This is a genomic window from Agromyces sp. P1_H4 (assembly GCF_056405255.1).
Genome location: NZ_JBFUCL010000270.1, coordinates 1 through 5220 on the forward strand (window position 1 = coordinate 1; position 5220 = coordinate 5220).

Annotated in this window: 3 protein-coding genes; all 3 read right to left on the minus strand. The window is 69.3% G+C overall.

Translation table 11 applies throughout. The annotated features are described in order from the left end of the window. On the minus strand, positions 1-838 hold an 838-nt coding region (gene hisD, locus AC1DY2_RS14865; protein WP_476763128.1), incomplete at its 3' end, for a histidinol dehydrogenase. Between the two features lie 47 nt (positions 839-885). Further along, positions 886-4356 (minus strand): DNA polymerase III subunit alpha, encoded by a 3471-nt coding sequence (gene dnaE / locus AC1DY2_RS14870; RefSeq protein WP_476763130.1) that lies wholly within the window; start codon positions 4354-4356, stop codon positions 886-888. A gap of 137 nt (positions 4357-4493) precedes the next feature. After that, the coding region (locus tag AC1DY2_RS14875; protein WP_476763129.1) for an RluA family pseudouridine synthase at positions 4494-5220 on the minus strand (727 nt) is incomplete at its 5' end.

Below are 5220 nucleotides of genomic sequence, written 5' to 3' on the forward strand. Positions count from 1 at the left end.
CGGCCGAATCGGTGACGAGCACCGATGCCGCGAGCTCGTCGTGCTCGGCCTGGCTCACGAGGTCGGCGGCGACGAGGTCGGGGTCGGCCGCATCGTCGGCGATGACGAGGATGTCGGTCGGACCGGCCTCCGCGTCGATGCCGGTGACGCCCTGCACGAGCCGCTTCGCCGCGGCGACGTACACGTTGCCCGGGCCGGTGACGCGCTGCACGGGATCGAGCCCGATCTCGGGGACGCCGTATGCGAAGGCCCCGATGGCGCCCGCGCCGCCCATCGCGTATACCTCGGTGACGCCGAGGAGCGCCGCCGCCGCCGCGATCGTCGGGTGGATGCGGCCGCCGAACTCGGCCTGCGGGGGTGAGGCGAGCGCGATCGACCGCACGCCGGCGACCTGCGCGGGGACGACGTTCATCACGACGCTCGACGGGTAGACCGCCTTGCCGCCCGGCACGTACAGGCCGACGCGGGCCACGGGCTGCCACCGCTGCTCCACGATCGCGCCGTCGGCCAGTTCCGTGCGCTCGGGCGCGGGCACCTGTGCGGCGCTCGCAGCCCGGACGCGGGCGATCGTCGACTCGAGGGCCGAGCGCACGTCCGCCTCGAGCGCGTCGAGGGCGGCCTCGAGCTCCGCCCCCGGCACCCGCACCGCGGCTGGGCGGACTCGGTCGAACCGCTCGGCCTGGTCGAGGAGCGCCGACTCACCGAGCTCGCGCACGGCGTCGATGAGCGCTCGCGCCGGGTCGAGCGCCGCCGTGACGTCGGTCGCGGCGCGTGGCACGAGTGCGAGCAGTTCGCTCGCCGATGGACGGGTTCCGCGCAGGTCGATGGTTCGCAGCATGAGGCGACCAGCCTACCGAGCGGGGCGCGGTGCGACGTCGGCCACGGTCACACGAGGCAGTTCGGACCGAGGAGGCTCTTGATCTCGCCGTAGAAGTCCGCCGTCACCTTGACGGGGTACGGGAGCTCGAACACCCGCGCGGTGCGGCCCTTCACGAGCTTCAGCCGCACCTCGGTGTCACCGGCATGCCGGATGAGCACGTCGCCGAGGGCCGAGATCGTGTCGGTGGTCGCGCGGATGTCGGGCAGCGAAATGACGACCGGCCCCGACTCGTCGCCCTGCCCGAGCTCGGGCGAGAAGACGCTGTAGGCGTGCAGGTTCATGCCGTCGTCGCGAAGGCTCACCCGGCCGCGCACGACCGCGATCGAGTCGGCCTTCAGTCCCGGCGCGAACTCCTGGTACGCCTTGCCCATGAACATGACGGTGATCTCGCCCGAGAAGTCCTCGACCTGGATCATGCCGTACTGGTTGCCGCTCTGGCGTGCGACGCGGTGCTGCACGCTCGTGACGAGACCCGCGATGGTCACGGTGTCGCCGTCCTGCGTGGCATCCGAGGAGAGGAGCTCGGTGATCGTCGTCGAGGCGTGCTTCGCGAGCGGCACCTCGAGCCCGGCGAGCGGGTGGTCGGAGACGTAGAGGCCGAGCATCTCGCGCTCGAACGCGAGCTTGTCGCGCTTGGCCCACTCGGGCCGGTCGGGCACGAGCGACGGGACCGCGTCGCGCTCATGGTCCTCGAAGAGGCTGTCGAAATCGAAGCCGACGTCGCCGACCTCCTCGGCCCGCTTCTCCTTGACGGCCGACTCGACGGCGCCCTCGTGGATCTCGACGAGCGCCCGCCGGGTGTGGCCGAGCGAGTCGAAGGCGCCCGCCTTCACGAGCGACTCGACAGTGCGCTTGTTCGCGACCTGGATCGGCGACTTCTTGAGGAAGTCGTGGAACGACTCGAACCGGCCCTTCTGCTCGCGCGCGGCGCGGATCGCGTCGACCACGTTGAAGCCGACGTTGCGCACGGCGCCGAGCCCGAAGCGGATGTCCTCGCCCACGGCGGCGAAGTAGCCGATCGACTCGTTCACGTCAGGCGGGAGCACCTTGATGCCCATGCGGCGGCACTCGTTGAGGTAGAGCGCGAGCTTGTCGCGGGCGTCGCCGACGCTCGTGAGGAGCGCCGCCATGTACTCGGCCGGGTAGTGGGCCTTGAGGTAGGCCGTCCAGTAGCTCAGCACGCCGTAGGCGGCGGAGTGCGCCTTGTTGAAGGCATAGTCGGAGAACGGCAGCAGGATGTCCCACAGCGTCTTGATCGCGGCATCCGAGAACCCGTTGGCCTTCATGCCGCCCGAGAAGCCCTCATACTGCTTGTCGAGCTCGGACTTCTTCTTCTTGCCCATCGCGCGCCGGAGGATGTCGGCCTGTCCGAGCGAGAAGCCGGCGACGCGCTGGGCGATCGCCATGACCTGCTCCTGGTAGATGATCAGGCCGTAGCTGGTGTCGAGGATGTCCCGCAGCGGCTCCTCGAGCTCGGGGTGGATCGGCGTGATCGGCTGCAGGCCGTTCTTGCGGAGCGCGTAGTTGATGTGCGAGTTCGCGCCCATCGGACCCGGCCGGTAGAGCGCGATGACGGCCGAGATGTCCTCGAAGTTGTCTGGCTTCATCTGCCGGAGCAGCGACCGCATCGGGCCGCCGTCGAGCTGGAAGACGCCGAGCGTGTCGCCGCGGGAGAGGAGCGCATAGGCCTCGGGGTCGTCGAGCGCGAGATCTTCGAGCACGGGACGGAAGCCGCGGTTGGCCTCGATGTTGTCGAGCGCGTCGTCGATGATCGTGAGGTTGCGCAGCCCCAGGAAGTCCATCTTGATGAGGCCGAGGGACTCGCACGCGGGGTAGTCGAACTGCGTGACGATCTGGCCGTCCTGCTCACGCTTCATGATCGGGATGATGTCGATGAGCGGGTCGCTCGACATGATCACGCCAGCCGCGTGCACGCCCCACTGGCGCTTCAGGTTCTCGAGGCCGAGGGCCGTCTCGAAGACCGTCTTCGCCTCGGCGTCGGTCTCGATGATGGCCCGGATGTCACCGGCCTCCTTGTAGCGCGGATGCGCCGTGTCGAGGATCCCCGACAGCGGGATGTCCTTGCCCATGATCGCCGGCGGCATGGCCTTGGTGAGCTTCTCGCCCATCCCGAACGGGAACCCGAGCACGCGACTCGAGTCCTTCAGCGCCTGCTTGGCCTTGATCGTGCCGTACGTGACGATCTGCGCGACGCGCTCGTCGCCGTACTTCTCGGTGACGTACTTGATGACCTCGCCGCGACGACGCTCGTCGAAGTCCACGTCGAAGTCGGGCATCGAGACGCGGTCGGGGTTCAGGAACCGCTCGAAGATGAGCCCGTGCTGCAGCGGGTCGAGGTCGGTGATGCGCATCGCGTAGGCGGCCATCGACCCGGCGCCGGAGCCACGACCCGGGCCGACGCGGATGCCGTTGTTCTTCGACCAGTTGATGAAGTCGGCGACGACGAGGAAGTACCCGGGGAAGCCCATCTGCAGGATGACGCCGACCTCGTAGTCGGCCTGCTTGCGCACCTCGCTGGGGATGCCGTCGGGGTAGCGCACGGCGAGCCCCCGGTCGACCTCCTTCACGAACCAGCTCTCCTCGCTCTCGCCCTCAGGCACGGGGAAGCGGGGCATGTAGTTGGCGTTGGTGTTGAACTGCACGTCGGCGCGCTCGGCGATGAGGAGGGTGTTGTCGCAGGCCTCGGGGTGGTCGCGGAAGAGGTGCCGCATCTCGGCGGCGGTCTTCAGGTAGAACTCGTCGGCGTCGAACTTGAACCGGTTCGGGTCGTCGAGCGTCGAACCCGACTGCACGCAGAGCAGTGCCGCGTGGCTCTTCGCGTCGTGCGCGTGCGTGTAGTGCAGGTCGTTCGTCGCGACCAAGGGCAGGTCGAGCTGCTTCGCGAGCCGCAGCAGGTCCTCCATGATGCGGGTCTCGATGCCGAGCCCGTGGTCCATGATCTCGGCGAAGTAGTTCTCTCTCCCGAAGATGTCGCGGTACTCGGATGCCGCGCGCACGGCCTCGTCGTACTGCCCGAGCCGCAGGCGGGTCTGCACCTCCCCGGAGGGGCATCCGGTCGTGGCGATGAGGCCCTTGGAATAGGTCTCGAGCAGCTCGCGGTCCATGCGCGGCTTGAAGTAGTAGCCCTCGATCGACGCCCGGCTCGAGAGCCGGAAGAGGTTGTGCATGCCCTCGGTCGTCTCCGACAGGAGGGTCATGTGCGTGTAGGCGCCCGAGCCCGAGACGTCGTCGCCGCCGCCGTTCCCCCATCGCACCCGGGTCTTGTCGCCGCGGTGCGTGCCCGGCGTGATGTACGCCTCGGTGCCGATGATCGGCTTGATGCCCGCGTCGGTGGCCTGCTTCCAGAAGTCGTATGCGCCGAACACGTTGCCGTGGTCGGTGACCGCCACGGCGGGCATGCCCTCGCCCTGCGCCGCCTTGATGAGCTCCCCCACCCGGGCGGCGCCGTCGAGCATCGAGTACTCGCTGTGCACGTGGAGGTGGACGAAGGAATCGGCGGCCACTGGGCTCCTCTTCGGGATGCTGCGAGTCGGTTCTGGGGGTGTTCGAATTCTACGGCCGGCCACCCACGCCGGGGACCGGACGCGCCCGCTTAGTCCCCGCGGAGCAGGTCGAGCGCGTGGGAGAGATCGGCCGGGTACTCCGACTCGAACGTCGTCCAGGAGCCCGTGCCGGGATGCGTCAGCGACAGCTGCCTGGCGTGGAGCCACTGGCGGGTGAGGCCGAGCCGCGCCGACAGCGTTGGGTCGGCCCCGTACATCGCGTCTCCGGCGCACGGATGCCGCTGCGCCGCCATGTGCACTCGGATCTGGTGCGTGCGCCCCGTCTCGAGGTGCACCTCGAGCAGCGACGCGTACGGGAACGCCTCGATGGTCTCGTAGTGCGTGACCGCATGCTTGCCGTCGGCGGTCACCGCGAACTTCCATTCGGAACGCGGATGCCGCCCCACTGGTGCGTCGATCGTGCCCGCGAGCGGATCGGGATGGCCCTGCACGACCGTGTGGTAGATCTTCTCGACCTCCCGGTCGTGGAACTGGCGCTTCAGCTCGGTGTACGCCCGCTCGGACTTCGCGACGACCATGAGGCCGCTCGTGCCCGCGTCGAGCCGGTGCACGACGCCCTGGCGCTCGGGCGCACCTGAGGTCGAGATGCGGAAGCCCGCCGCGGCGAGGGCGCCCACGACCGTGGGACCGTTCCAGCCGAGCGACGGATGCGCGGCGACCCCCGCCGGCTTGTCGACCACCACGAGGTCGTCGTCGTCGTGCACGATGCCGAGGTCGGGCACCGGGATCGCCTCGACCTGCACCGTGCGCGGCGGC